Origin of the sequence: Phytohabitans sp. LJ34 (genome assembly GCF_052068095.1) — a bacterium.
Taxonomy (GTDB): Bacteria; Actinomycetota; Actinomycetes; order Mycobacteriales; family Micromonosporaceae; genus Phytohabitans.
In genome coordinates this window covers 100,664-126,156 of record NZ_JBQHDG010000018.1, presented here as the reverse complement: position 1 = coordinate 126,156, position 25,493 = coordinate 100,664, and the positions used below count along the sequence as shown (strand labels likewise).

Here is a 25,493-nt window from a genome sequence, read left to right as displayed (position 1 = left end):
GGTGCACCGAGGCCGCCCGGCCACCAGAGGATCGTCGATCCGGGCAGCCCCGGCCTATCGAGGGAAGGAATCCATTGAGCGACACCACCGACGTGACGTCGGATGTCACCAACGTCGCTGACCAGGCCGCCACCGGCACCGCGCGCCGTGCGCGCCGCGGCACGGGGCTGTCGGCGATGCTGTTGCCGGAGCTCCAGAGCCTGGCCGCGTCGCTCGGCATCTCCGGTACGGCCCGGATGCGAAAGGGCGAGCTGGTCGCCGCCATTTCCGAGCGCCAGGGCGGCGGGGCCGACGGTGCGGGTGCACCGCGCCAGCGGGCCGAGGTCGCGGCCGCGGCCGCGCCGGTTCGCGAAGAGGTTCGGGCCGAGGTGCCCGACACCACCGACACCGAGCGTCGTGGCGGCGACGCGCCCGTGACCGTGACATCGACCGTGACATCTCCCGAGCCGTCGTCCGACGGCGAGGAGCGCGAGCCGCGTTCGCGCCGGGCCTCGCGGCCGGCGGGTCCGCCGGAGTCCCGCGGCGACGGTGCTTCCGACGAGACGGAGCGCGCCGAGCGGAGCGACCGCGGTGACCGGGGCGAGCGGGGCGAGCGGGGCGAGCGGGGCGAGCGCAACGAGCGGGGTGACCGCGAGTCGCGTAACAACCGCGACCGCAACGAGCGCGGCCCGCGCAGCGACCGCGGTGACCGCGGCGACCGGGCCGAGCAGCGCAACGAGCGCGACCGTGATCGTGACCGCGACGGCGACGACGACGGCGATGAGAGCGGTGGCCGGCGGAGCCGGCGCAGCCGCTTCCGTGACCGCCGGCGCGGCCGTGGCGAGCGGAGCGAGGGCGGCAGCAGCAGTGGCGGCGGGAGCAACGAGCCGCAGGTGACCGAAGACGACGTGCTCGTGCCGGTCGCCGGCATCGTCGACGTCCTCGACAACTACGCGTTCGTCCGCACGACCGGCTACCTCTCGGGGCCCAACGACGTCTACGTCTCCATGTCGCAGGTCAAAAAGTACGGCCTGCGCCGGGGCGACGCGGTGACCGGCGCGGTGCGCGCCACCCGCGATGGCGAGCAGCGCCGCGACAAGTACAACCCGCTGGTCCGGCTGGACACCATCAACGGCATGGACCCGGACGAGGCGCGGCGGCGCCCCGAGTTCTACAAGCTGACCCCGCTCTACCCGCAGGAGCGCCTGCGGCTGGAGACCGAGCCGCACATCCTGACGACACGGGTCATCGACCTCGTCATGCCGCTCGGCAAGGGCCAGCGCGCGCTGATCGTCTCGCCGCCGAAGGCGGGTAAGACGATGGTGCTCCAGGCGATCGCCAACGCGATCACCCGCAACAACCCCGAGTGCCACCTCATGGTCGTGCTCGTCGACGAGCGGCCCGAAGAGGTCACCGACATGCAGCGGTCGGTCAAGGGCGAGGTCATCGCGGCCACGTTCGACCGCCCGCCGCAGGACCACACGACGGTCGCCGAGCTCGCGATCGAGCGGGCCAAGCGCCTTGTCGAGCTGGGCCACGACGTGGTCGTGCTGCTCGACTCGGTGACCCGGCTCGGCCGGTCGTACAACCTGGCGGCACCGGCGAGCGGCCGGATCATGTCGGGTGGTATCGACTCGACCGCGCTCTACCCGCCGAAGCGCTTCCTCGGCGCCGCCCGCAACATCGAAAACGGCGGCTCGCTGACCATCCTCGCCACCGCGCTGGTGGAGACCGGGTCCATGATGGACACGGTCATCTTCGAGGAGTTCAAGGGCACGGGTAACGCGGAGCTCAAGCTCGACCGCAAGATCGCCGACAAGCGCGTCTTCCCGGCGATCGACATCAACCCGTCCGGCACGCGTAAGGAAGAGATCCTGCTCGCGCCGGAGGAGTTGGCGATATCGCACAAGCTGCGCAAGGTGCTCCACTCGCTGGAGTCGCAGGCCGCACTCGACCTGCTGCTCGACCGCCTCAAGCAGACGCGGACCAACATCGAGTTCCTCATGCAGATCGCGAAGTCGACCCCGGGGGAGTAGCAGCCCTCTACTGCGCGCGCCCCGGCCAGCGGAAGCTTGGCCGGGGCGCAAGCTTTTTGTCGGCGGTACGACACGAACCGGCCGATCGCACACACCGTGCGACTTCTGCGTGACTCCGCGTGAAAACGTCCTCACACTCCGCCCGTCACCACGTCCTCTGGTGACTCACGAGGGGGGTACGGACGTCAGCTGAGGAGGCGCAGATGACGGTGCCGGGCTACAGAAACGTGCCCGCCGAAGAGTGGGATCCGACCTCGCCGGCAGATCCCATGGAAGCCGAGGAGTTTCTCCGGCTCTGCTACACCGAGCAGCCCAGGCTCGGCCCGGTGGAGCCCCGACTCGCGGTGGTCCGCGCGCAGATCGCCGCCACGGGGACGTACAGGCACACATCCGAGGAGCTCGTCTGGGGCGCGAAAGTGGCCTGGCGCAACGCGAGCCGGTGCATCGGCCGCCTGTACTGGCGCAGCCTCACCGTGCTCGACCGGCGCCGCGCGCACACCGCGGACGAGATCTTCCGGCTCCTGGTCCGGCACCTGAAGGTCGCCGGCGGCGGGAGTGCCATCCGTCCGGTCATCTCGGTGTTCGCGCCGGCGAGACCGGGCCGCCCGTACGCCCGGGTGTGGAACGAGCAGCTCATCCGGTACGCCGGCTACCGCACTGAGGGAGGCGTCGTCGGCGATCCCCGGTACGTCCCGTTCACCGACGCGATGCGCGAGATGGGGTGGCGGGGCTCGGGAGGGCCGTTCGACGTACTGCCGATCGTGGTGGAGTCGCCGGGCGAGGGTCCGCGCCTCTTCCAGCTGCCTGAGCGGGCCGTGCTGGAGGTGCCGATCACGCACCCCGAGCTGGGCTGGTTCGAGCGCCTGGGCGTGCGGTGGCACGCGATCCCGGCCATCTCCAACATGCGGCTGCGGATCGGCGGCGTGGACTACCCGCTGGCGCCGTTCAACGGCTGGTACATGGGCACCGAAATCGGGGCCCGCAACCTCGCCGACCCGGACCGGTACAACCTCCTACCCGTGGTGGCTCGCGGCCTCGGCCTGGACACGTCGCACGAGGCGACGCTGTGGCGGGACCGCGCGCTGGTGGAGCTCAACCGGGCCGTGCTGTGGTCGTTCGCCCAGGCCGGTGTGAAGATCTCCGACCACCACACCGAGTCGGGACGCTTCCTCGCCCACATGCGCAACGAGGAGAAGGCGGGGCGGCCGGTGCCGGCGGACTGGACCTGGATCGTGCCGCCGATGTCCGGCGGCGCCACAGCGGTCTTCCACCGGTACTACCACGAAGCGGACCAGCGCCCGAACTTCTACCTCGACCCCGGGGCGGCGGCGCTGGCCCGCGGGGCCGGGGTGCGACCCGCGCTGGTCGCGGCCGCCGCCTGAAGTTTTCTTTCAGTTAGACATGGAGCTATTGAAAGTTCCATGCGAGATCAGGTTGACTGGCCGCCATGCGGCGTGTGGCTGTTCTCGCTCTCATCGTGCTCCTTGGTGTCCCGGCGCCGGCGGCGGCAGCTCCGGCGCCGGCGCCCCCACCGGCCGTCGACGCCTTCGACGACATCGAAACCGACAAGCGCACCCGGCCGGTCGCGCCGGGGCTGACGCTGACATCCTTCGACCGCTACCACGCCGCCGGGTGGCTGCGCGCCGACGCGCTCACCGCCGACCTGTCCGGCAAGCTGAGCGTCGACTACGTCAACTCGGGCGAGGTCGCCAAGACCGAGCCGCTGCGCAAGGCCGCCGACCGCACGCGCGCGGTCGCCGCGGTCAACGGTGACTTCTTCGACATCAACGCCTCCGGCGCCGCGCAGGGCATCGGCATCCAGAGTGGACAGCTGATCCAGTCGCCGGTGCAGGGGAGCGTCAACGCCGTCGGCATCACGGCCGAAGGTGTCGGCAAGGTGATCCAGGTCTACTTCGACGGCACGGCGGTGCTGCCCGGTGGCACGCGGGTGACGCTGACCCAGTTCAACAACATGGTGCAGCCGGGCGGCGTCGGCGCGTTCACGGCACTCTGGGGCTCGTACGACCGGAAGCGGGCGGTCGAGGGCGCGGCCCGGGTCACCGAGGTCACGCTGAGCGGCGGCGCGGTCGCCTCGGTCGCGGGTGCGGCCGGCAGCGGCCCGATCCCCGCCGGCACCACGGTGCTGCTCGGCCGCGACGCCGGGGCCGACGCGCTCGCGGCGCTCAAGCCGGGCGACGCGGTCGACGTGTCGTACGCGCCCCGCTCCTCGGACGGCGGCCCGCTCAAGGCGGCGGTGGGCGGCCGCCAGGTGCTCGTCAAGGACGGCGTGCCGCAGGACATCGGCGACGTCACGCCCGAGCCACGCACCGCGGTCGGCTTCTCCCGGGACGGCCGCCGCATGTACCTGCTGACCGTCGACGGTCGCCAGGCGGACAGCCGAGGTGTCACGCTCACCGAGCTCGGCCGCCTCATGGCGGAGCTGGGCGCGCACAACGCGCTCAACCTCGACGGCGGTGGATCGTCCACTTTGCTGGCTCGCGAGCCCGGCCAGGCCGCGGTGCAGGTGGAGAACAGCCCGTCCGACGGCTCCGAGCGGCCGGTGCCGAACGGCCTCGCGCTGTACGCCCCGGCCGGCTCCGGCCGGCTCGCCGGCTTCTGGGTGGAGACCGCCACCGACCCGGCCGCCGCACCCGGCACCGGGCCGGTCCGCGGCGGCAACCCCGACCGCGTCTTCCCCGGACTCACCCGCCGCCTGACCGCCGCCGGCTACGACGAGACCTACGGCCCGGCATCGGGTACCCCTTCGTGGCGGGCGACGCACGGGGTCGTGAGCCGCGACGGCGTCTTCCGCGCGCTCCTGCCCGGCACCGCGACCGTGACCGCGTCTCGCGAAAGGGCGTCCGGCAGCGTCAAGCTCAGCGTGCTCGGTCCGCTGGACCGCATCGAGGCGACGTCTTCGCGGCTCGGCTTGGCGGCGCTTGGTGCGGGCACGCTCGGCGTGGTCGGGTATGACGCCGAGGGCAACAGCGCGCCGATCGAGCCGGCCGACGTGCGGCTCGACTACGACACCTCGCTGCTCGACGTGTCGCCTTCCGGCAACGGCTTCTTCACGGTGCGCGCCAAGAAGGACGTCGGTGCCGGCATCGTCACCCTCCACGTCGGACAGTCCACTGTGGCCGTTCCGGTGACCGTGGGGCTGGAGGACGTGCCGGTGGCGATGTTCGACGACGCGGCGACCTGGAAGTTCAGCCACGCCCGCGCCGCCGGCTCGGTCGCCCCGGCGCCGGGCCACACCGGCACCGGACTCAAGCTCTCGTACGACTTCAGCCTCTCCACGGGTACCCGCGCGGCGTACGCCGACCCGCCGGCCTGGATCGCGGTGCCGGGACAGCCGCAGGCGTTCGGCATGTGGATTTACGGCAACGGCAAGGGCGAGTGGGCCCGCCTCCACCTGCACGACGCGCTCGACCAGCAGCACGTGCTGAGCGGCCCGCTGGTGACCTGGACCGGCTGGCGCTACGTGGAGATGGCCGTGCCGGCCGGCGTGCAGTACCCCGTGCGGGTGCGCCGCTTCTACGTCGCCGAGACCCGCCCGGACGCCCAGTACACCACCGAGATCGTCGTGGACGACATCGTCGCCAAGGTGCCGCCGGCGATCCAGCAGCCCGCCGTGCCGCTCCGCACCGACAAGGTCGTGATCCGCGACGGCACCGTGGACGGTGCACAGTGGCGGTTCGCGGTGATGTCCGACGCCCAGTTCGTGGCGGCCGCCCCGGACAGCGACCTCGTCGCGCAGGCCCGCCGCACGCTCCGCGAGGTCAAGGCGGCCCGGCCGGACTTCCTGGTCGTCAACGGCGACTTCGTCGACACCGCCACCGAGGCGGACTTCGCGCTCGCCAAGCGGATCCTCGACGAGGAACTGGGCGGCGAGCTGCCGTACTACTACGTGCCCGGCAACCACGAGATCATGGGTGCGCCGATCACGAACTTCCAGGCGGTGTTCGGTGCCACGTCACGCGTACTCGACCACAAGGGCGTCCGCTTCGTCACCCTCAACTCCTCGACCGGTACGTTGCGGGGCGGCGGGTTCGACCAGGTGAAGCTGCTCCGCGAGGCGCTGGACTCGGCCCGGACCGACCGCCGCGTGAAGTCAGTGGTCGTGCTGCACCACCACCCGCCGCGCGACCCCACGCCGGCCAAGGCGAGCCAGCTCGGCGACCGCAAGGAGGCCGCGATGCTGGAGGACTGGCTGGCCGACTTCGAGCGCCGGTCCGGCAAGAGCGCCCTCTTCGTCGGCTCGCACGTGGGCACGTTCCACGCCGACCGGGTCGACGGCGTGCCGTATGTCGTCAACGGCAACTCGGGCAAGGGCCCGTCTTCGGCGCCGCACCTGGGTGGCTTCACCGGCTGGACCCACTTCGGCGTCGACGCGCGCGGCGAGGTCGTGGCGGAGACCCAGGCGCACGTGGACTCGCTCGCCGTCACCGCTCCGCCCACGGCGCCGCGCGGCACTCCGGTCGACGTGGCGGCGGTGGTCGCCCAGAGCGGCCGGCAGGTGCCGGTGGCGCCGCCGGTGAGCGCCGACTGGAGCGCCTCGCCGAGCGTCCACATCGGATCCGCGTGGGGCGTCCGGCCGTGGCACTCGGCATGGTTCGACCCGTCGACGGGCGAGCTCGTCGCGCTCCGGTCGAGCGGCTCGGTCGTCCTCGCCGTGACGGTGAACGGGGTGACCGCCCGCGCGACGGTCACCCTGTCCGCACCCCAAAAGGCGGCCGCCTAGCGTGGAGGAGCAGTCGTGGGTCAGAAGTCGCCTTCCGCTACCTGAAATACCGTCAGGCCCAGCTCGCGCCACATCTTGACGACCTGCATGCGGTCGTCGAAGACGCCGACCACGTGGTAGCGGTCGCGGACCTCGTGCTCGAAGATTTCGCGCTTGACCACCGCGTCGCGGCGGGAGTCGTAGAGGTCGCGCATGTAGAGGGCCTCGTACGGGACGCCGACGTAGCGGTCCAGCCACGCCTCGGTGTCCGCGCGGGCGGTTTCGTCGCGCCCGGTGCAGTACACGATGGCGTGGCCGGCGGCGTGCATGGCCCGCACCGCGGCGATCACCGCGTGATGGGGCTGGTCTTCGCCGACCCGGCTCATGTCGTACGGGCTGCGGTCGCCCATCAGCGCCACCGTGCCGTCGATGTCGACAAGGACGATCTTCGGGGCGCCGGGTGGCGGGTCGTAGACCACGGCCGGGCGGCCGGGGGTGACGTCCGGCACAGGAAGGGGCAGCGTGCGCCCCGCGAGGTGCCGCTCGTACATCCGCCGGATCGCGTCCTCGCCGACCCGCTCGGACTCGGGGCGGTCGGCGTCGCGGCGTACGCACTCGTCGACCGGTACGTCGGTGAAGTCGTGCACCTCGAAGGTCGCGCCGAACCGGGCGGCCATCTCGGCCCACTCCCGCACCAGCCGGGCCGAGAGGTTGGTGTCGTCGACGCAGACGTCCGCACGGGCGCGGAGCAGCGCCTCCACCTGCGCCCGCTGCACGGCGGTGACCTGCCCCTCGGCCCACGTGGTGAAAAGCCGGTCACCGTGGAGCATGCGGCGCAGGTCGTCGCGGTTGACCCGGACCACGCCGGGCTGGAGTTTGCGCGCGAACGTGGTCTTTCCGGACGCGGGCAACCCTCGCGTAATGATCAAGCGCGGCATCGTCTACAAGCATGCCAGCCCGGGAATGCCACCTGGGATCCCCGCGTTCCACCCATCGGCCAGTCATGGCACACTGGTCAATCGGCCAAGGTTCCGGTTCACGCCGGAGCGGCCCGCCCTCAGGCGGCGGTCCGTGACGATGGCGACCCGGCGACCACCAACGAAAGGACCGAGGCAGCATGAAGCCCGACATCCACCCGCAGTACGTCGTGACCGAGGTCACCTGTTCCTGCGGTAACACCTTCACCACCCGTAGCACGGCGAAGAACGGCGTGATCCACGTCGAGACTTGCAGCGCGTGCCACCCGTTCTACACGGGCAAGCAGCGCGTGCTCGACACCGCCGGCCGGGTCGCGAAGTTCCAGCAGAAGTACGCCAAGGCTGCCGCCAAGAAGGCCAAGTAGCTACCCCGACGGCGCCCGCCCCTCGGTTTCGAGGGCGGGCGCCGTTCTTTGTATTCACCGGACGCGAGGGGTAAGCACATGAGCACCGATCGCCTCAGCGGGCTGCTGGACGAGTACGCCGAGCTGGAGAAGCGGCTCGCCGACCCGGCCATCCACGCCGACCAGAACACGGCTCGGCGGGTGGGCCGGCGCTTCGCCGCGCTCACCCCGCTGCACAAGGCCGCGGGCGAGCTGGAGCAGGCGCGCGCCGACCTGGAGGCCGCCCGCGAGCTCGCCGCCGAAGACCCCTCGTTCGCGGTGGAGGCCGAGGCGATCGCGGCCAAGCTGCCGGCACTGGAGGAGCGGCTGGCGGAGTTGCTGATCCCGCGCGACCCGCACGACGCCAAGGACGTGATCCTGGAGATCAAGGCGGGCGAGGGCGGTGAGGAGTCCGCCCTGTTCGCCGGTGACCTGCTGCGCATGTTCCAGCGGTACGCGGAGCGGCACGGCTGGGTCACCGAGGTGATCGAGGCGCAGGACTCGGACCTGGGCGGCGTCAAGGACGTCTCCGTGGCGATCAAGACCAAGGGCGTCCCCGAGGGCGGCAACGGCGTGTGGTCGCGGCTGAAGTGGGAGGGCGGCGTCCACCGCGTGCAGCGGGTGCCGGTCACCGAGTCACAGGGGCGGATCCACACCAGCGCGGCCGGCGTGCTCGTGCTGCCCGAGGCCGAGGAGGTCGACGTCTCGATCGACCCCAACGACCTGCGCATCGACGTCTTCCGCTCGTCCGGCCCGGGTGGCCAGTCGGTCAACACCACCGACTCGGCCGTGCGGATCACCCACCTGCCCACCGGCATCGTGGTCTCCTGCCAGAACGAGAAGAGCCAGCTGCAAAACCGCGAGCAGGCGATGCGGATCCTGCGCGCGCGGCTGCTCGCCGCCGCCCAGGAGGAGGCCGACGCGGCCGCCTCGGACGCCCGCCGCTCGCAGGTGCGCACCGTCGACCGTTCGGAGCGGATCCGCACGTACAACTACCCGCAAAACCGGATCACCGACCACCGCATCGGCTACACCGCGTACAACCTGGACCTCGTGCTGGCCGGCGACATGGACGGCCTGCTGGACGCGCTCGCGGAAGCCGACCGCCAGGCCCGGCTGGCCGGCGACACCGAGCTCAAACGGACCTAAACCCTTCAAACCAAAGATTTGAGCTGGCTAGGACGCGACGGGCTGGGGGCGGGCGCCAGGTTTGGACATCAGCATCGCGCGGTCGGCGAGCTCGAAGGCGGTGCCGAGCGCCTCGCGCAGGTTGGCCGAGGCGCTGACCTCGGCGAAGCCGACGCTCACGCCCACCGGGGTGCCGGGCACGAGCGACTCCCACTCTTCGGCCTCGATGGCCGCGCCGATGCGGCGGCCGACCTCGGCCGCCTCGGCCATGCCGGCGCCGGGCAGGACCACCACGAACTCGTCGCCGCCGTAGCGGGCGACGAAGTCGCCGCGGCGCATGACCCTGTTGATGACGCCGGCGACGCGCTGGAGCACAAGGTCGCCGGAGAGGTGGCCGTGCGCGGTGTTGACCGCCTTGAAGCCGTCGAGGTCGCAGACGCCCACCGTGGCCCGCTCGCCGCGGGCGACCATGGCCGCCACGTAACGCTCGAGGTGGCGGCGGTTGGCCATGCCGGTCAGCGGGTCGGTCAGCGCCTCGTCTTCGTAGCGCGAGACGGCGCGCCGCATGTCTTCGTGGTCGAGGCGGGCGGCGATGCCCTCGACGTACACGTCGCGGAGGCGGTCGCTGCGCTGGGCGGCGAGCCGGAACGCGTGCCGGTCGGCCCGGTGCGCGGCCGCGTGGTCGCCGGCCCGCGCGTAGGTGAGGCTGCGCAGGCGGGCGTGCTCGGCCGGCCCCAGCGTCTCGCTCGACACCGCCACGGTCTCCAGCCGGGTGAGCGCCTCGATCGGGCGGCCGGACGCCATCGCCAGGCACACCTCGCCGAGCATCCGCAGGTCGCGGGCGCGGGCGCCGTCGCCGCCGTCGGACAGCAGCCGGGCCGCCTGGCGTGCGGACTCGGGCGGCTCGCCCAGCGCGGCCCGGCGGGCGATCGCGTACCCGTACGCCGCGCGGCCGCTCGGTCGGAGCCTCGCCGCGCCGTCGCCGTCGAGGAAGCGCTCGGCGTCGGCGGTGATGTCGCGCAGGACGCGCAGGCATCCGTCGGTGTCGCCGTTGTGGTCGAGCGCGACCGCGTTGCGCAGCCGGATGCCGGGCGCCGCGAACGTCTCCGGCGTCACCTCCGCGGCCGCGGCCACCTGGCGCGCCTTTTCGATCGCGCCCAGCGCGTGGCCGTGGAAGCCGAGGTAGGAGTAGGCCATCGCCAGGTCATTCCACGCCACGGCGGTGTCCCAGTCGGCGTCTTCGACCGTGGCCATCGCGCGGGCGCTGTGCACGAGGTGGGTCACGCACCGCTCCAGCGCGCCCTGGTGCTGGGCGGCGAGCGCGGCGAGGGCGTGCAGGTTTCCCAGCAGGAGCGGCTCGCTGAGGTCGCGGATAGCGTCGAACGCCATCTGGACCGCCACGTTGTACTCCGCGGTGCGGCCGAGGTTTATCAAGGCGGCGACCCGCTGCACCAGGGCGTCGGCGCGCGTCAACGGGTCGTCGGTGGTGGCGAGGACCTGGTCGAGCAGGACGCACGCCTCGGCGGAACGGCTGCTTTCTTGCAGCCTGCGGGCCTTTCGGAGCGTTTCGGCCTGGTCGGTGACCTGGTCGAGCCAACTCACACAAGCCTCCTAACCCCCGGAAGACCCCGGCGCCCCCGCGAGCCGTCGCGTCGGCCCGCTGTCCAATGATTATCTCGTGACACGCCATATGGAACAGCCCACGGGAGGGACGGATCGGACACGGGCGTTGCAAGTGATCTCCCGTGCCACAAACGACCTGTCCAGAGTAGGTATGCCATCGGCTCGAGTCGATGCTGAGATCCTGGCGGCGCACGTCCTCGGCGTGCCTCGCGGGCGGTTGGCCCTGATAGATGGCTTTACGGACAATCAGCTCGCGGAGTTCGAGGCGCTCGTGGTCCGGCGCGCGGGCGGTGAGCCGGTGCAGCACCTGGTGGGCAGTGCCGGGTTCCGGCACCTGGAGCTGGCGGTGGGGCCCGGCGTCTTCGTACCGCGGCCGGAGACCGAGCTCCTGGCCGGCTGGGGGGTCACTTTGATAACAGTCGGTGAGACGGTCGTCGATTTGTGTAGCGGCTCGGGTGCGATCGCGCTCGCGGTGGCCAACGAGGTGCCCGGCGCCCGGGTGTACGCCGTCGAGCGTTCCCCGGCCGCCCTGACCTGGCTGCGCCGCAACGCCGGGGCGCGGGCCGCCGCCGGTGACGCGCCGATCCACGTGGTCGAGGGTGACGCCACCGATCCGGCCGTCCTCGCCGACCTCGACGGCACGGTGGGCGCCGTGCTCTGCAACCCGCCCTACGTGCCCGCCGGCGCGCCGGTACCCGCCGATGTGGCCGGCCACGACCCGGAGGACGCGGTCTTCGCCGGCGGGGACGGCCTGGCGGTGATCCGGCCGGTGATCGCGCGGGCGGCGGCGCTGCTCCGGCCGGGTGGGGTTTTCGGGGTGGAACACGACGATTCGCACGGTGCGGCGGTGCCCGCCTTGCTCGACGCGAGCGGATGCTTCACCGACATCGAAGACCATCGTGATCTGGCTGGCCGGCCGCGGTACGCGACCGCCACCCGCGTGGCAGACTGCACACCGTGATGCTCTATGACTGCCGGTCGCTGGCCGACCGCGACCGAGGCATCGCCGCGGCGATCGAGGCGGTCAAGAACGGCGAGCTCGTGGTGCTCCCGACCGACACGGTGTACGGGATCGGCGCGGACGCGTTCACCCCGTACGCGGTGACGGCCCTGCGCGACGCCAAGGGCCCCGGCCCGCAGGCGCCCCCGCCGGTGCTGGTCGGCTCCCGCCACACGCTCGACGGCCTGGTCTTCATGCTGCCCAAGCTGGCCCGCGACCTGGCCGACGCGTTCTGGCCGGGCGCTCTCACGATCATCGTGGAGCACGCGCCGAGCCTCCAGTGGGACCTCGGCGAGACCGGCGGGGCGGTCGCGGTGCGCATGCCGCTGCACCCGGTGGCGCTGGAGGTGCTCCGGGAGACCGGCCCGATGGCGGTGTCGTCGGCCAACAAGCTCGGCCAGCCGGCGGCGAAGACCGCCGAGGAGGCCCGCGAGCAGCTCGGCTACGCCGTGCGGATCTACCTGGAGGCGGGCGCCTCGGTCGACCCCGAGCCCAGCACGATCGTCGACCTGACCGGTGACGTGCCGCGGCTGCTGCGCGCCGGCGCGATCCCGTTCGAAAAGATCCGCGACGTCGCGCCGGAGATCGTGGCCCAGGACGCGGAGTCCTGACGTGCCGCCCTTCACGGTCCTGCATGTGTGCATGGGCAACATCTGCCGCTCCCCGATGGCCGAGCGGCTGCTCGACCGGGCGGTGCGCGAGCGGCTGGCCAAGGTAGGCGCGGCCCCGCCGGCCGAGGAGCTGCTGCACAGCCACAGCGCCGGCACCGGCGGCTGGCACGCCGGCGAGGAGATGAACCCGCCGGCCGCGCGCCAGGTGCGGGCCCGCGGCGGAGACACCAACGGATTCCTCGCCCGCAAGCTCCGCTCAGACCTGATCGACGCCGCCGACCTCGTCCTCACGGCAACGGCCGACCAGCTGGAGTACGTGGTGGCGCTGCGCCCCGACGCGGCCGCGCGCACGTTCGTGCTCGGCGAGTTCGGCCGCCTGCTCGGCACCGTCGACCTCACCGCCCTCCCGGCCGCGGAGCCGACACCCGACGCCGTGTACCACCGGGGGGTCGCGCTGGTCGAGGCGGTCAACTCCGCCCGGGGCAGCTCACCGGCCCTGGCCTCCGACGACCTTGACGACCCGTGGGGCCGCGGCGACCAGGCGTTCACCCGCGTGGCCGACGAGATCGAAGACACCGTCGACCCGCTCGCCCGCGCCATCATGCCGGAGGCGGTCCAGTGACCCGTTTCCACGTCCTCGCGCCGTCCACGCACTCCGGGCTGCTGCGGCTCGCCGACGCGGAGTTCGTGGCCGGGCGCCTGCGCGACGGTGGGTTGGCCGTGCTGCCCACCGAGACCGGCTTCATGCTCGCCGCGCTGGCGACCTCGCTGCCCGCCCTGCGCGCGGCGTTCGACGTCAAGGAGCGTGACTACGCGCACGCCATGCACGTGGCCTGCGCGTCGATCGGCATGGCCGCGCGCTACGCGGAGCTCTCGCCTGCGGCGCGGCGGGTGATGGGCGCTTTCACACCCGGCCCGCTGACGGTGGTGGTGCCGCAGACCGGCGCGCTGCCCGACGAGATGGTCACGCTCGGCGGCACGGTGGGCATCCGGGTGCCGGACCACCCGGCCACGCTCCAGGTCATCGCCACCCTCGACGCGCCGGTGACCGCCACCAGCCTCAACCGCTCCGGCGAGGAGACCCGGCCGTACGACCGGGAGCTGCTGGACGAGCTGCCCTGGGGCGACGCGCGCGACGTGCCGGTGGTGGAAGACAAGTCGGCGGTGCGCTACCCGGCCGCTTCGACGCTCGTGCGCCTGACCGGCCCGGCACCCGAGGTGCTCCGCGCGGGGCCGGTCACCGCGGAGGAGATCGCCGCCGCGCTTTGAACGGTCCGGCCGCCGGCTACGTATCCCAGCCCGTGAAGGTGCTCTGCGCGCTCGCCGCGGCCGCGGTGGTGGTGCTCGCCGTGCCCGGCACCGCCCAGGCACACGGTGCGCTCACCAACCCGGTGAGCCGGCTGGCCGCGTGTGGCACCGAGGGCACGAGCGCCGGCTCGGCGGCGTGCGAGGCGGCGCTCGCGGCGAGCGGCCGGCAGCAGTGGGCCGACTGGGACAATCTGCGCCTGCCGGACGTGGGTGGGCGGGACCGCGAGGTGATCCCGGACGGCAAGCTGTGCAGCGCGGGCATCGACCGGTACGCCGGGCTCGACCTGGCCCGTGCCGACTGGCCGACCACGCGGCTGACGTCCGGGGCGAGCTTCGCGTTCTCGTACGCGGGGACCATCCGGCACGAGGGCACGTTCAAGCTCTATGTCACCCGGGACGGCTACGACCCGAAGCGGCCGCTGGCGTGGTCAGACCTGGAGAGCAAGCCGTTCCTGTCGGTGGCGGACCCGGCGTTCCGCGACGGTGCGTACCGGATGAAGGGGACGCTGCCGGCGAACAAGAGCGGGCGCCACCTGATCTACACGATCTGGCAGAATTCGAGCACTCCGGATACGTACTACTCGTGCTCGGATGTGGTTTTCGTGAAGCCGGCGGCGAAGCCCGCGGCACAGCCCGTGCCCAAGCCGGCGAAGGCGGAGAAACCTACCGCCACGGAGGCGCCTCCAGCTCCGGCATCCGCTCCCGAGCCCGTCTCCAGCACCAGCGCCCTCCCGCTCATCGGCGGTGGCGCGGCGGTGATCGTCGTCCTCGGCGCGCTCTTCGCGGTCCTCCTCCACCGACGGCGATCCTGACGGGCGTGCCGCTGAGAGTTACCTGACAATCCGCCCCAGACGTGGTTTACCGGGGCCTGTCGTGGCAAGTCTTGGCGGGTGCGTGCCCGGTCTGTGCTCTCCAAACTCGTGACCCTTGTCCTCTGCGGCGTGCTCGCCGGCCTGGCCCTGGCCGCGGCGGTCTTCCCCGCCAACGCGGTGCTGGCACTGACCGCCAAGTCAGCCAGCGACGCGTTTCTGGACCTGCCCAGCGACCTGAAGACGCCACCGCCCGCCCAGCGCTCGTACGTCTACGCCAACGACGGCAAGACCCTGATCACCAGCTTCTACGACGTCAACCGCGAAGACGTGCCGCTCGACGACGTGGCGCCGGTCATGCAGCAGGCGATCGTGGCGGCCGAGGACGCCCGCTTCTTCGAGCACGGCGGCGTCGACCTGCGCAGCGTCATCCGTGCCTTCGTCGCGAACGGCTCCGGCGGCAAGGTCGAGCAGGGCGCCTCGACGCTGACCATGCAGTACGTCCGGAACGTGCTCAAGACCGACCCCGGCCTCAGCGAGAAGCAGCGCGAGGAGGCCACCGCCGACACCGCCGGCCGCAAGATCCAGGAGATGCGGTACGCGGTCGCGCTCGAGCAGGAGCTGTCCAAGCAGGAGATCCTCAGCCGGTACCTGAACATCGCGTACTTCGGCGCCGGCGCGTACGGCATCGCGGCGGCCAGCGAGCGCTACTTCGCCAAGGAGCCGGACAAGCTGACGCTCGCCGAGGCGGCCCTGCTCGCCGGCCTCGTGCAGTCGCCCGACGCGGACAGCCCGATCGGCGGCGACAAGGACCGGGCGCTGGAGCGCCGGGCCTACGTGCTCGACTCGATGGCCCGTACCGGGAAGATCACTCCCGCCCAGGCGGCCGAGGCCAAGGCCGAGCCGCTCCGCCTCAAGCCCACCGAGATGCCCAGCGGCTGCACCGCGGCGAGCGACAACACGTGGGGCTTCTTCTGCGACTACGTGCGGCAGTGGTGGATGGCCCAGCCGGAGTTCGGCGCGACGCCGCAGGACCGCGAGCGCAACCTGCTCCAGGGCGGGTACTCGGTGGTCACCTCGCTCGACCCCGATGTCCAGAAGGCGGCCCAGCGCAACGTGCTCGACGTGTACGGGTACGGCAGCGACCGCGCGGCGCCGATGGCGGTCGTCCAGCCCGGCACGGGGCGCGTGCTCGCGATGGCCGTCAACCGCCACTACAGCCTCAAGGACACCACCAACCAGCTGATCGCCGGCGGCGGTGCGATCGACGGGTACCAGGCCGGTTCGACGTTCAAGCTTTTCACGATGCTGGCCGCGCTGGAGTCCGGGCGGAGCCTGGACACCGGCTTCGACGCTCCCGCCCGCTTCGTCTCCCAGTACCCGGCCAGCGGCGAGGGCAGCTGCGACGGCAAGTGGTGCCCGAGCAACGCCAACCCGTCGTGGATGGACGGCTACCGCACGATGTGGACCGGCTTCGGGCGCTCGGTCAACACGTACTTCGTGTGGCTGGAGCAGCAGGTCGGCGCCGACAAGGTGGTCGAGATGGCGCAGCGGCTGGGCATCACGTTCCGGGCCGACAGCGACGCCAACTTCGCGAAGGACAACGCGGCCGGGTGGGGCTCGTTCACGCTCGGCGTCGCGGCCACCACGCCGCTCGACCTCGCCAACGCGTACGCCACGGTGGCCGCCGAGGGCATGTACTGCAAGCCGACGCCGGTGCTGTCGATCACCGACCCGTCCGGCAAGAAGGTGGCCGCCGGTGACCCGAAGTGCGAGCGGGTGGTGAGCGAAGACGTGGCCCGCGCGGCCACCGACGCGGCGCGCTGCCCGGTCGGCGACCAGTCCGCGTTCAGCCGCTGCGACGGCGGCACCGCCGAGCAGGTCTCGCAGATCCTGGGCGGGCGGCCGGTGGCGGGCAAGACGGGTACCTCGGAGGACGCCTCGACGGAGTCGTTCGTCGGGTTCACCCCGGAGCTGGCGGTCGCATCGATCGCCGCCAACCCGGACGACCCGCAGGATCACGTCGGCTCGGCGATCCAGCGGGACGTGGTGATCGCGGTCGCCCGCACGATGGCCTCCGCCCTTTCCGGCCAGCCGGAGAAGGGCTTCACCCCTCCGAGCGCCGGCGCCGCCTTCGGCGGCCCCTAAACTGCCCCAATGAGCGAGCGGAGCGAGCGAATCAGTGGGCACAGCGTTTTTGGAGCCTCGTGCCCGCCCGCAGCGAAGCGAGGACGGGCATGAGCGTTTTCTGGGGGCCTGACTTCGCGGCGCTCGAGGCCACCGACCCGGAGATCGCCGCCGTGGTGCTCGGCGAGCTCGACCGGGTGCGCGGCGGCCTCCAGCTCATCGCGAGCGAAAACCTGACCTCGCCGGCGGTCCTCGCCGCGCTCGGCTCGACGCTGACCAACAAGTACGCGGAGGGATACCCCGGGCGGCGCTACTACGGCGGCTGCGCCGAGGTCGACAAGGCTGAGCAGATCGGCATCGCGCGGGCCAAGGAGCTGTTCGGCGCCGACCACGCCAACCTCCAGCCGCACAGCGGGGCGAGCGCCAACCTCGCGGCGTACGCGGCGCTGCTCCAGCCGGGCGACACGGTGCTCGCCATGGACCTGCCGCACGGTGGCCACCTGACCCACGGCAGCAAGGTCAACTTTTCCGGCAAGTGGTTCGCCACCGTCGGGTACACCGTGCGCAAGGACGACGAGCTGATCGACTACGACGAGGTGCGCGAGCTGGCGCTGGCGCACCGCCCGAAGATGATCATCTGTGGCGCCACCGCGTATCCCCGGCTGATCGACTTCGCCACGTTCCGCGAGATCGCCGACGAGGTCGGCGCCTACCTGCTGGTCGACGCGGCCCACTTCATCGGGCTCGTCGCGGGCAAGGCGATCCCCTCACCGGTCCCGCACGCCGACGTCGTCACGTTCACCACGCACAAGGTGCTCCGCGGGCCGCGCGGCGGCATGATCCTGTGCCGCGCCGGGCTGGCCGAGCGCATCGACAAGGCGGTCTTCCCCTTCACCCAGGGCGGGCCGCTGATGCACGCCGTCGCCGCGAAGGCGGTCGCCCTCCGCGAGGCGTCGCTGCCCGACTTCCAGGGGTACGCGACGCAGGTGGTCAAAAACGCGCAGGCGCTCGCCGCCGGGCTGGCCGCCGAGGGGATGCGGCCGGTCTCCGGCGGCACCGACACCCACCTGGCGCTGATCGACCTGCGCGACGTGGGCGTCACCGGGCGGGAGGCGGAGGAGCGGTGCGACGCCGCCTCGATCACACTCAACAAGAACGCGATCCCGTACGACCCGCAGAAGCCGATGGTCGCCTCCGGGATCCGGGTGGGCACGCCGAGCGTGACCACCCAGGGCATGCGGGAGGCGGAGATGCGGCAGATCGCTGGGCTGATCGCCAAGGCGGTGCGCACCGACCCGGCGGCGGGCGGGCGCACCCTCGACGACGTGCGCACCGAGGTCGCCGAGCTGGTCCGCACCTACCCGGCGTACCCCCGATGACGGCGCCGGCGGAGGTCACGGACGACGGGCGCTGGCGCCTGCGGCACCTGCCCACGCTGCTGGTGACGAGCGCGGTGGCCATCGTGCTCGGTGCGATCGTCGGCGGGCTCACCCGGGGCGGGGCCGGCGCGCTCGGCGCGGCGATCGGCGTCGCCTTGCCCAGCGCCAGCTTCACACTGTCCACAGTGGTGCTCGCCTGGGCCGACAAGCAAAATCCCCGCCTCGTGCTGCCGTTCGGCGTCGGGCTCTACGTGATGAAGTACAGCCTGCTGGCCGGCGTGATGATCCTGGTCGGCACCAGCGACTGGCCCGGCCTCGTGCCGTTCGGCTGGGGTGTTGCCGCGGGGATCGTCGCCTGGACCGGCGTGCATATCTGGTGGCTCACCCGGGTATGGCCACGTTCGCGCGAACGCGCGATCCAATAGGCAGGGCATCGACAAGCGGCTACGGAGTGACCGGCGTCTCATCCAGATGGCGAACACCCGGCGAACGGCGGGCGACTGGAGTGGCGTTGGAGGAGTAGCGTACGGGCACAGACGACTCCAGTCTCTCAGCCGCCCGCACAAGGCTCTTGCGTGGGGGGTGAGTCGCACCCTCAACAATCCTCCCTGATATGGTTCGGCGCGTCATGGCCGGTGACCAATCCCCCCAACCTCCTGACGGCGGCGGTGCCGGGCAGGGGTGGGTGGCGATTAGCTATCTCATCGCGGGCATCGCGGTGTGGGGCTTCATCGGTTGGCTGGTCGACCGTTGGCTTGATCTCGGTGGCATCGCGATCGGGATCGGATCGGTGGTCGGCGCGGCCGGGGGCATCTATCTGGTTGTCCGCCGGCTGGGCGTCTAGAGGAGGGGCAGGGTCTTGAGCACCAGTCTTGCGGCGGAGATCCCGTGGCCGCCAAGCGTCGAAGACTTCTACCTGCCGCCGATCGTCGATGGCACCAACCCCTGGTTCACGAAGGTCACGGTGCTGGTGTGGGTGGCGGTCGCGGCCCTCATCATCTTCTTCCTCGTCACCTACCGTGACCCCAAGCTGGTGCCGACCAAGCGGCAGTGGATCGCCGAGTCCATCTACGGATTCGTGCGTAACAACGTGGCCAGAGACCTGATCGGGCACGACGGGATCCGGTTCGCGCCGTACCTGACGACGCTCTTCTGCTTCGTGTTGCTGACCAACCTTTTCGGCATCATCCCCGGCATCCAGATGTCGCCCAACTCGCACATCGCGTTCCCGGCGATCCTCGCGGTGATCAGCTGGGTGCTCTTCAACTTCGTCGGCATTCGCCAGCACGGCTTCGCGAAGTACATGAAGAACTCGCTTATCCCACCGGCGCCCTGGTTCATCCTGCCGTTGCTGGTGCCGATCGAGTTCATCTCGACCTTCGTCTTCCGGCCGTTCACGCTGGCGGTCCGGCTCTTCGCGAACATGTTCGCCGGCCACATGATCCTGCTGGTGTTCACGCTCGGCGGCTTCGTAATGCTCAACTCGAACGCCTGGCTCGCGCCGGTGTCCGTCGTGTCGTGGCTGATGGCCATCGCGCTGACGTTCCTCGAGGCGCTGGTCATCGTCCTTCAGGCGTACGTGTTCACGGTCCTGACCGCGAGCTACGTCCAGGGCGCGCTCGCCGAAGAGCACTGATCTGTAAGTTCTGTCGTCCCGCGCGTGACCGACACGCCGCGATAACCAGGAGGAAGTACAGCTATGCCACTGCTCGCTGAGGTAACGGGCAGCACCGCCGCCATCGGCTACGGCCTGGCCGCTATCGGCCCCGGCATCGGCGTCGGCCTGATCTTCGCCAGCTACGTCCAGGCGACTGCGCGCCAGCCCGAGTCGTCCCGCCTGACCCAGCCGTTCGTCTGGATCGGCTTCGCCGTGGTCGAGGCGCTCGCCCTGCTGGGTGTCGCGTTCGGCTTCATCTGGGCTGGCTGACAGCCTTCCGAAGGGAGGTTCCCATGTTGGAATTGCTCGCCGCCGAGGGGGCCGAGGAGCACAACCCGATCATCCCGCTCTGGCAGGAGATCGTGGTCGGCACCGTCGCGTTCGCGCTGCTCTGCTACGTGCTGATGAAGTTCGTCTTCCCGCGCATGGAGCAGACCTTCAAGGCGCGGGTCGAGGCCATCGAGGGTGGCATCAAGCGGGCCGAGGCGGCGCAGGCCGAGGCAAACCAGCTGCTGGAGCAGTACCGTGCCCAGCTGGCCGAGGCACGCACGGACGCCGCCCGGATCCGGGACGACGCGCGCGCCGACGCCGAGGGCATCCGGCAGGACGTCCTCGCCAAGGCGCGGGAGGAGTCCGACCGCATCATCGCGGCGGGCAAGGAGCAACTCGCGGCCGAGCGGGCGACCATCGTCCGCGAGCTGCGGGCCGAGGTCGGCACGATCGCCGTCGACCTCGCCAGCAAGATCGTGGGTGAGTCGCTGGCCGACGAGGCGCGGCGCAAGGGCACGGTCGAGCGGTTCCTTTCCGACCTCGAGAGCACCGGGGCCCGCTGATGCAGGGAGCCAGCCGGGAGTCGTACACCGCCGCCGCCGAGCGGCTGGAGGCGCACGCCCGCCGGGCCAACCCGGAGACGATCGCCGGCACCGCCGCCGACGTGCTCGCGGTGGCCGACCTGCTGCGGCGCGAGCCGCGGCTGCGCCGGGCGCTCTCCGACCCGGCCCGCGGCGGCGAAGACCGCCAGGGTCTGCTGTCCGGCCTGCTCGGCAACAAGGTCGGCAAGCCGGCCGTCGAGATGGTCGGCGCGCTCGTCACCGGGCGGTGGTCGGCGCCGTCCGAGCTGCTCGACGCGACCGAGCGGCTGGGCGTGGAGGCCCTGCTGGCCAGCGCCGAGCGCGGCGGCGACCTCGGCGAGGTGGAAGACGAGCTGTTCCGTTTCGGGCAGGTCGTCTCCGGTGACCCGGCGCTCGCCGGTGCGCTGGGCGACGTCGTCGCGCCGCCGTCGCAGCGGGTCACCCTGGCGAAAGCGCTACTCGACGGGAAGGCCAAGCCGGTGACCGTCCGGCTGGTCGAGGTGGCTCTCGCCGGCTTCGGGGGGCGCTCGTTCGACGGCGCGCTGACGAGGCTTGTCGAGCTGGCCGCGGATCGGCGGGACCGCCAGGTGGCATACGTCACCGTGGCCGCCGCGCTGACCGACGAGGAAGAGCGCCGGCTGGGCGCCAAGCTCGCCGAACTGTACGGTCGAGAGGTCTCCGTCAAGCAGGTTGTGCGGCCGGAGATCCTCGGCGGGATGAGCGTGCGGGTCGGCTCCGACCTGTACGACGGCACGGTCCTGCGCCGGCTCACCGATACACGCAACGCGCTCGCGAAGCGCTAAGGCCCGCTTTGTACCACTCGAACCCAGAAGGAAGCTGAGGATGGCCGAGCTGACCATCTCGACGGAGGAGATCCGCGGCGCCCTGGAGCGCTACGTCTCCTCGTACACGCCCGACATCTCCCGCGAGGAGGTCGGCACCGTCTCCGACGCGGGTGACGGTATCGCCCACGTGGAGGGCCTGCCCTCGACGATGGCCAACGAGCTCCTGGAGTTCGAGGACGGCACGCTGGGCGTGGCCCTCAACCTCGACGTCCGCGAGATCGGTGTCGTGGTCCTGGGCGAGTTCGCCGGCATCGAGGAGGGCCAGCCCGTCAAGCGCACCGGCCGCGTGCTCTCCGTTCCGGTCGGCGACAAGTTCCTGGGCCGCGTGGTAAACCCGCTCGGCGCGCCGATCGACGGCCTCGGCGACATCGAAAACGAGGGCTTCCGCGAGCTTGAGCTCCAGGCGCCCAACGTGATGGCCCGCCAGCCGGTGAAAGAGGCGCTCCAGACCGGCATCAAGGCCATCGACGCGATGACCGCGATCGGCCGGGGCCAGCGGCAGCTGATCATCGGCGACCGCAAGACCGGCAAGACCACCGTCGCGCTGGACACGATCCTCAACCAGCGGGCCAACTGGGAGTCCGGCGACCCGGCAAAGCAGGTGCGCTGCATCTACGTCGCGATCGGCCAGAAGGCTTCCACGGTCGCGTCGGTGAAGGGCATCCTCGAAGAGCACGGGGCGATGGAGTACACCACCATCGTCGCCTCGCCCGCCTCCGACCCGGCCGGCTTCAAGTACCTCGCGCCGTACGCCGGTTCGGCCATCGGACAGCACTGGATGTACGCCGGCAAGCACGTCCTCATCGTCTTCGACGACCTGAGCAAGCAGGCCGAGGCCTACCGCGCGGTGTCGCTGCTGCTGCGCCGCCCGCCGGGCCGCGAGGCGTACCCCGGTGACGTCTTCTACCTGCACTCCCGGCTGCTGGAGCGCTGCGCCAAGCTCTCCGACGAGATGGGCGGCGGCTCGATGACCGGCCTGCCGATCATCGAGACCAAGGCCAACGACATCTCGGCGTTCATCCCGACCAACGTCATCTCGATCACCGACGGCCAGATCTTCCTGGAGGCCGACCTGTTCAACCAGGGCGTGCGGCCGGCGATCAACGTGGGCACCTCGGTGTCCCGGGTGGGTGGCGCCGCGCAGGTCAAGCCGCTGCGCAAGGTGGCCGGCCGGCTGCGGCTCGACCTGGCCCAGTTCCGCGAGCTCGAGGCGTTCGCCGCTTTCGCCTCCGACCTCGACCGGGCCTCCCGCAACCAGCTCGAGCGCGGCTCGCGCCTGGTCGAGCTGCTCAAGCAGCCCAACTACTCGCCGTACCCGGTGGAGGAGCAGGTCGTCTCGATCTGGGCCGGCACCGAGGGCAAGATCGACGACGTACCGGTCAACGAGGTGCGGCGGTTCGAGTCGGAGTTCCTCGAGTTCCTGCGCCACTCGTACAAGCCGACCCTCCAGTCGATCGCGGACAACAACTGGGACGACGACATCACGAACGCACTCGACGAGGCGATCGCGAAGTTCAAGCAGATGTTCCTTGCCACGGAGAAGAGCCCGCTCGGTCACGAGGAGGAGGCCAAGGCCCTCGAGGGCGAGCAGGAGCACGAGACCGTGACCCGCTACCGCGACACCCCCACCGAGAAGCAGTAGGGACGATCGATGGCGGCCCAGGTTCGCGTTCTTCGTCAACGGATCCGCTCGGCGAAGTCGATGAAGAAGATCACCAAGGCGATGGAGCTCGTCGCGACGAGCCGCATCGCCAAGGCCCAGGCACGGGTGGCGGCTTCCCTGCCGTACGCCCAGGCCATCACCGGCGTGCTGACGGCGCTCGCGTCGAACGCCAGCGTCGACCACCCGCTGCTGACAGCGCGCCCCCAGGTGCGGCGGGCCGGGGTGCTGCTCATCACGAGCGACCGCGGCCTGGCCGGCGGCTACAGCTCGAACGCGATCAAGACGGCCGAGTCGCTGATGGCGCGCCTGCGAGAAGACGGCAAGGAGCCGGTCCTGTACGTCATCGGCCGCAAGGGCGTGACGTACTACCGGTTCCGCAACCGGCCGATCGAGGCGAGCTGGACCGGCTTCTCCGAGCAGCCGGCGTTCGCGGACGCGCGCGAGGTGGGTGAGACGCTGATCAAGGCGTTCATCCACGGCGCGGACGACGGCGAAGACCACTCCGGTCCGGATGGCGTGCAGGGCGTTGACGAGTTGCACATCGTGTACACCGAGTTCAAGTCGCTGATGACGCAGGCGCCGACAACCCGGATCATCGGTCCTATGGAGGTCGAGGACCGGCCCCGGTCGGAGGGTCTGCTCCCGGCGTACGAGTTCGAGCCGGAGGCGGAGGCGCTGCTCGACGCGCTGCTGCCCAAGTACATCAACACGCGCATCTACGCCGCCCTGCTCGATTCGGCGGCGAGCGAGTCGGCGGCCCGCCGGCGCGCGATGAAGAGCGCGACGGACAACGCGGAAGACATGATCCAGAGCTACACGCGCCAGATGAACTCCGCGCGTCAGGCCGGGATCACCCAGGAGATCAGCGAGATCGTCGGCGGCGTGGACGCGCTCGCCGCGGCGGGAAGTGATGTGTGATGACTGCTCCAGCAGAGACCAAGACCGCCACGGGCCGCGTGGTCCGGGTCATCGGCCCGGTCGTCGACGCCGAGTTCCCGCGCGACGCGATGCCCGAGATCTTCAACGCGCTGCATGTCGACGTGTCGCTCGCCGAGGGTGACAAGACGCTGACCCTGGAGGTCGCCCAGCACCTGGGTGACAACCTGGTCCGCGCGATCTCGATGCAGCCCACCGACGGCCTGGTCCGGGGCGCCGAGGTGCGCGACACCGGCGCGCGCATCTCGGTGCCGGTCGGCGACGCCACCAAGGGCCACGTGTTCAACGCGATCGGCGAGTGCCTCAACCTCAAGGAGGGCGAGAAGCTCGAGATCAAGGACCGCTGGGAGATCCACCGCAAGCCGCCGGCGTTCGCCGACCTCGAGCCGAAGACCGAGATGCTGGAGACCGGCATCAAGGTGCTCGACCTGCTCGCCCCGTACGTGAAGGGCGGCAAGATCGGCCTCTTCGGTGGCGCCGGCGTGGGCAAGACGGTGCTCATCCAGGAGATGATCATCCGGGTCGCCAACAACTTCGGTGGCACCTCGGTGTTCGCCGGCGTCGGCGAGCGCACCCGCGAGGGCAACGACCTGATCCTGGAGATGACCGAGACCGGCGTCATCGACAAGACCGCGCTGGTCTTCGGCCAGATGGACGAGCCGCCGGGCACCCGCCTCCGGGTGGCACTGTCGGCGCTGACGATGGCCGAGTACTTCCGCGACGTGCAAAAGCAGGAAGTGCTGCTCTTCATCGACAACATCTTCCGGTTCACCCAGGCCGGTTCCGAGGTCTCCACGCTGCTCGGCCGCATGCCGTCGGCGGTGGGTTACCAGCCGACGCTGGCGGACGAGATGGGTGAGCTCCAGGAGCGGATCACCTCGGTCCGCGGCCAGGCCATCACCTCGATGCAGGCGATCTACGTGCCCGCCGACGACTACACCGACCCGGCGCCGGCCACCACGTTCGCCCACCTGGACGCGACCACCAACCTGGAGCGGTCGATCTCCGACAAGGGCATCTACCCGGCGGTCGACCCGCTGGCGTCGTCGTCCCGCATCCTCGCCGCCGAGTTCGTGGGGCAGGAGCACTACACGGTGGCGTCCGAGGTCAAGCGGATCCTCCAGCGCTACAAGGACCTCCAGGACATCATCGCGATCCTCGGCATGGACGAGCTCTCCGAAGAAGACAAGATCACGGTGGGCCGGGCCCGCCGGATCGAGCGCTTCCTGTCGCAGAACACCTACGCGGCGAAGGTCTTCACCGGCATCGAGGGCTCCTTCGTGCCGATCAAGGACACCGTCGAGGCGTTCAAGAAGATCAGCGAGGGCGAGTACGACCACTTCCCCGAGCAGGCCTTCTTCATGTGCGGCGGCCTCGATGACCTGGAGCGCAACGCCCGCGAGCTGATGAAGAACGACTGATCCTTCTTTCGGGGTGTTCTGCACCTGTTCGGCCCGAGGC

The 25,493-nt window shown here is 71.0% G+C and carries 23 protein-coding genes; 21 read left to right on the top strand and 2 right to left on the bottom strand.

The window, feature by feature from the left end; all coding sequences use genetic code 11:
• The first annotated feature begins 74 nt into the window (after positions 1–74).
• From rho to ACTMTJ_RS29635, 3 genes are all read left to right on the top strand, one after another.
• Positions 75–2,015, top strand: coding sequence for a transcription termination factor Rho (rho, locus tag ACTMTJ_RS29645; protein WP_441221657.1), 1,941 nt, complete (start codon positions 75–77; stop codon positions 2,013–2,015).
• 203 nt (positions 2,016–2,218) lie between these two features.
• Entirely contained in the window at positions 2,219–3,397 is a 1,179-nt protein-coding gene (locus ACTMTJ_RS29640) for a nitric oxide synthase oxygenase (protein ID WP_441221655.1), read from the top strand.
• Between the two features lie 65 nt (positions 3,398–3,462).
• A complete protein-coding gene (locus tag ACTMTJ_RS29635) occupies positions 3,463–6,756 on the top strand; it encodes a phosphodiester glycosidase family protein (RefSeq protein WP_441221653.1) in 3,294 nt (1,097 codons plus the stop codon).
• Positions 6,757–6,776: 20 nt separating this feature from the next.
• On the opposite strand, the gene ACTMTJ_RS29630 is transcribed toward ACTMTJ_RS29635, so the two are convergent.
• On the bottom strand, positions 6,777–7,673 hold the full coding sequence (locus ACTMTJ_RS29630) for a phosphatase domain-containing protein (RefSeq protein ID WP_441221651.1): 897 nt from the start codon (positions 7,671–7,673) through the stop codon (positions 6,777–6,779).
• Positions 7,674–7,852: 179 nt separating this feature from the next.
• Between ACTMTJ_RS29630 and rpmE the strand changes: the two genes are divergently transcribed.
• Positions 7,853–8,077, top strand: a complete 225-nt coding sequence (gene rpmE, locus ACTMTJ_RS29625) for a 50S ribosomal protein L31 (protein ID WP_441221649.1) — start codon at positions 7,853–7,855, stop codon at positions 8,075–8,077.
• 78 nt (positions 8,078–8,155) lie between these two features.
• Positions 8,156–9,244, top strand: a complete 1,089-nt coding sequence (gene prfA / locus ACTMTJ_RS29620; protein WP_441221647.1) for a peptide chain release factor 1 — start codon at positions 8,156–8,158, stop codon at positions 9,242–9,244.
• Positions 9,245–9,271: 27 nt separating this feature from the next.
• Here the strand turns inward: prfA and ACTMTJ_RS29615 are convergent, their stop codons facing one another.
• Positions 9,272–10,825 carry a diguanylate cyclase domain-containing protein gene (locus tag ACTMTJ_RS29615; protein ID WP_441221645.1) on the bottom strand — a complete coding sequence of 518 codons (1,554 nt, stop codon included), beginning with the start codon at positions 10,823–10,825 and terminating at the stop codon, positions 9,272–9,274.
• An 88-nt stretch (positions 10,826–10,913) separates the two neighbouring features.
• On the opposite strand from ACTMTJ_RS29615, the gene prmC reads away from it, so the two are divergent.
• From prmC to atpD, 16 genes are all read left to right on the top strand, one after another.
• On the top strand, positions 10,914–11,807 hold the full coding sequence (gene prmC, locus ACTMTJ_RS29610) for a peptide chain release factor N(5)-glutamine methyltransferase (protein WP_441221879.1): 894 nt from the start codon (positions 10,914–10,916) through the stop codon (positions 11,805–11,807).
• Positions 11,807–12,457, top strand: coding sequence for an L-threonylcarbamoyladenylate synthase (locus ACTMTJ_RS29605; RefSeq protein ID WP_441221877.1), 651 nt, complete (start codon positions 11,807–11,809; stop codon positions 12,455–12,457). Before prmC ends, ACTMTJ_RS29605 begins: the two co-directional genes overlap by 1 nt.
• Before the next feature lies 1 nt (position 12,458).
• Positions 12,459–13,079 carry an arsenate reductase/protein-tyrosine-phosphatase family protein gene (locus tag ACTMTJ_RS29600; protein ID WP_441221643.1) on the top strand — a complete coding sequence of 207 codons (621 nt, stop codon included), beginning with the start codon at positions 12,459–12,461 and terminating at the stop codon, positions 13,077–13,079.
• Positions 13,076–13,726: an L-threonylcarbamoyladenylate synthase gene (locus tag ACTMTJ_RS29595; protein ID WP_441221641.1), complete on the top strand. Its 651-nt coding sequence runs from the start codon at positions 13,076–13,078 to the stop codon at positions 13,724–13,726. The genes ACTMTJ_RS29600 and ACTMTJ_RS29595 overlap by 4 nt, the downstream gene beginning before the upstream one ends.
• Positions 13,723–14,577 carry a lytic polysaccharide monooxygenase auxiliary activity family 9 protein gene (locus ACTMTJ_RS29590; protein ID WP_441221639.1) on the top strand — a complete coding sequence of 285 codons (855 nt, stop codon included), beginning with the start codon at positions 13,723–13,725 and terminating at the stop codon, positions 14,575–14,577. The genes ACTMTJ_RS29595 and ACTMTJ_RS29590 overlap by 4 nt, the downstream gene beginning before the upstream one ends.
• A 78-nt stretch (positions 14,578–14,655) precedes the next feature.
• A complete protein-coding gene (locus ACTMTJ_RS29585) occupies positions 14,656–16,722 on the top strand; it encodes a transglycosylase domain-containing protein (RefSeq protein WP_441221637.1) in 2,067 nt (688 codons plus the stop codon).
• Positions 16,723–16,811: 89 nt separating this feature from the next.
• Entirely contained in the window at positions 16,812–18,080 is a 1,269-nt protein-coding gene (gene glyA, locus ACTMTJ_RS29580; protein ID WP_441221635.1) for a serine hydroxymethyltransferase, read from the top strand.
• On the top strand, positions 18,077–18,505 hold the full coding sequence (locus tag ACTMTJ_RS29575; RefSeq protein WP_441221633.1) for a hypothetical protein: 429 nt from the start codon (positions 18,077–18,079) through the stop codon (positions 18,503–18,505). The genes glyA and ACTMTJ_RS29575 overlap by 4 nt, the downstream gene beginning before the upstream one ends.
• A 203-nt stretch (positions 18,506–18,708) precedes the next feature.
• Positions 18,709–18,924: an AtpZ/AtpI family protein gene (locus ACTMTJ_RS29570; RefSeq protein WP_441221632.1), complete on the top strand. Its 216-nt coding sequence runs from the start codon at positions 18,709–18,711 to the stop codon at positions 18,922–18,924.
• 15 nt (positions 18,925–18,939) lie between these two features.
• Positions 18,940–19,716: a F0F1 ATP synthase subunit A gene (gene atpB, locus ACTMTJ_RS29565; RefSeq protein ID WP_441221630.1), complete on the top strand. Its 777-nt coding sequence runs from the start codon at positions 18,940–18,942 to the stop codon at positions 19,714–19,716.
• A gap of 63 nt (positions 19,717–19,779) precedes the next feature.
• On the top strand, positions 19,780–20,007 hold the full coding sequence (locus ACTMTJ_RS29560; protein WP_173039464.1) for an ATP synthase F0 subunit C: 228 nt from the start codon (positions 19,780–19,782) through the stop codon (positions 20,005–20,007).
• Positions 20,008–20,033: 26 nt separating this feature from the next.
• On the top strand, positions 20,034–20,570 hold the full coding sequence (locus ACTMTJ_RS29555; RefSeq protein ID WP_441221875.1) for a F0F1 ATP synthase subunit B: 537 nt from the start codon (positions 20,034–20,036) through the stop codon (positions 20,568–20,570).
• The gene (locus ACTMTJ_RS29550) at positions 20,570–21,391 is read left to right on the top strand and encodes a F0F1 ATP synthase subunit delta (RefSeq protein WP_441221628.1); all 822 of its coding nucleotides are present in this window, start codon (positions 20,570–20,572) and stop codon (positions 21,389–21,391) included. Before ACTMTJ_RS29555 ends, ACTMTJ_RS29550 begins: the two co-directional genes overlap by 1 nt.
• 40 nt (positions 21,392–21,431) lie before the next feature.
• The gene (gene atpA / locus ACTMTJ_RS29545; RefSeq protein ID WP_441221626.1) at positions 21,432–23,075 is read left to right on the top strand and encodes a F0F1 ATP synthase subunit alpha; all 1,644 of its coding nucleotides are present in this window, start codon (positions 21,432–21,434) and stop codon (positions 23,073–23,075) included.
• Positions 23,076–23,084: 9 nt separating this feature from the next.
• Complete coding sequence (locus tag ACTMTJ_RS29540; RefSeq protein ID WP_441221624.1) at positions 23,085–24,014, top strand: F0F1 ATP synthase subunit gamma; 930 nt, start codon at positions 23,085–23,087, stop codon at positions 24,012–24,014.
• A complete protein-coding gene (gene atpD, locus ACTMTJ_RS29535; protein WP_441221622.1) occupies positions 24,014–25,453 on the top strand; it encodes a F0F1 ATP synthase subunit beta in 1,440 nt (479 codons plus the stop codon). Before ACTMTJ_RS29540 ends, atpD begins: the two co-directional genes overlap by 1 nt.
• The last annotated feature ends 40 nt before the right edge of the window (positions 25,454–25,493 follow it).